This is a genomic window from Vibrio sp. OPT46 (assembly GCF_015163535.1).
In the GTDB taxonomy this organism is placed as follows: Bacteria; Pseudomonadota; Gammaproteobacteria; order Enterobacterales; family Vibrionaceae; genus Vibrio; species Vibrio alginolyticus.
Map to the genome: position 1 here is coordinate 3430 of NZ_JADDYG010000277.1, position 1809 is coordinate 5238.

General features: G+C 35.1%; 2 protein-coding genes. Both read left to right on the forward strand.

What is annotated here, in order from left to right:
- The coding region (locus IQR33_RS12660; RefSeq protein ID WP_193843740.1) for a hypothetical protein at window positions 1-952 on the forward strand (952 nt) is incomplete at its 5' end.
- A gap of 1 nt (window position 953) precedes the next feature.
- On the forward strand, window positions 954-1730 hold the full coding sequence (locus tag IQR33_RS12665; protein ID WP_193843741.1) for a hypothetical protein: 777 nt from the start codon (window positions 954-956) through the stop codon (window positions 1728-1730).
- Window positions 1731-1809: the final 79 nt, after the last annotated feature.

Sequence of the window (1809 nt, forward strand, 5' to 3'; positions counted from 1 at the left end):
ATTGGAAATGCTTAAGAACAGTCAAGATATTGACTTCAAATTGATTGAACCGACAGAGAAAGAATTGACAAGTAGCCTAGATCAAATCCTAGAATACAGTTTGATTTTAGTCGATTATAGATTTGATAAGCCAGGGATGTTCAAGAGTGGTGCATCTTTATACTCACTGATTAGAGATTACACCAACAGTACTCCTATCTATCTGATTTCTGTAATGCCCTCTCGCTCAAATCAGTTTGGAGATTTCGACCGTTTTATTAACGACAAACACTTAGAAAAACAAGCTGCATTTAAAAATGAAATTTTGGGGCATATTGCTTTAAAAGAATGTAATGATCCAAGAAAACTAATCGAACTACTCATTGCACCGGAAGAGATAGAAGACGAATTACAAATAATGTTTAAGCCTATCTTCAATAAACCTTTAGAGGCAGAGAGTGATGATGAAATAAAATCAAAGGATATCAACGGAGATTTGAATATCTACTTATTCCATTGGTTAATACAGTCATTGCTATACAAAGAAGGCCCCTTGGTGAGTAGGGATGGTGCAGCATTGCTACTTGGCATAGATAGTAAGTATTTCGACAAAATTAATGATAAGTTTGCCAAAGCAAAATATTCGGGGATTTTTCATGAATCGATGGACGAACGTTGGTGGGGTTGTTTATTAGAAGACCTCATCTTTGAACTAGACGATCCAGACGGTCTATTATCAAAATGTTCATTTAAAGAGGCCTCATCAAAACTACTTGGCGCCTCCAGCAATGAAGACTTTTCTATTTGTGTTAATGACAGTTGCCAAAAACGTTACCCTGATAGCTTAGGCACATTAGCAGATGATGATAATAAAAATTTATATCCTGTGCATATTGCTTGTTCTGAGTTCAACGAATCACTGACTCAAGAGCCTTTCTTTCGGAATCCAAGGCTAATAATTGGAGAAGAATAACATGGAGGTTAGTGATAAAGAATTTACAAAGAAGTACTTGGAAAATCTTTTTGATTTTTCAAAGTTTATTACACATCGGGCTCTTGAGCTCCCTCCTTCTAGAGGGCATCAACTATATGCTTTTTTTAGTAATCTCAGTGGTAACTTACGTAGAGTACTAAAACAAATGAAATCACAAGGCTCTCGTGTTAAAACCGAAATTTCGATTAACCCTAATATAATTTTTCGTTATGACAATCCTATCGGAAACGGCAGAAAGTTTCATGTTTCTATTGGTGGAGTGATTAAAATTGAAGAAAGCTTAATTGTAGAACAAAGTCTAAACATAAACTTAATGCTTGAACACACAGCGACTTGTAGTCATATTCCTGATAATTGGCGAATGTACCCCGTTCAAGAGGGATTTCATGTTTTGAGAAAGTTTCATTTCGACTACGATTCAAAAAACGATGATGATATAAAGCCAAAATTTCACCTTCAATATGGAGGTAATTTCGAAGAAGACTACCTTAAACTAGATAGCAACATTTATTATCAGCTTTGTTCTCCTATAGACACCCCTCGTTTACCTCAGCAGCCATACGACATCATAATGTTGTTAGACTTTATACTGCGTGAATTTAAACTTAAAGGTAATGAAATAGCTAAAGAAAGTCGCTGGAATGAGATCGTAGTCCAATCAGAAAAATTATGGTTAAAACCATATTACGAAAACCTTTTGGCACGACTTAATTGTGGTTCAAGAACGACCCCTTTACATAGATTTAATCAGAGTTAAAAATTAATAAAGGCTAATTATAGTTAGCCTTTATTGTTTACTCACTATATTGCCTTACACCTTTATAACGCTCACACCG

Bases quoted from the DNA above. Each gene is read 5' to 3' on its own strand.
- IQR33_RS12665 (WP_193843741.1), top strand. From the start codon at position 954: ATGGAGGTTAGTGATAAAGAATTTACAAAGAAGTACTTGGAAAATCTT.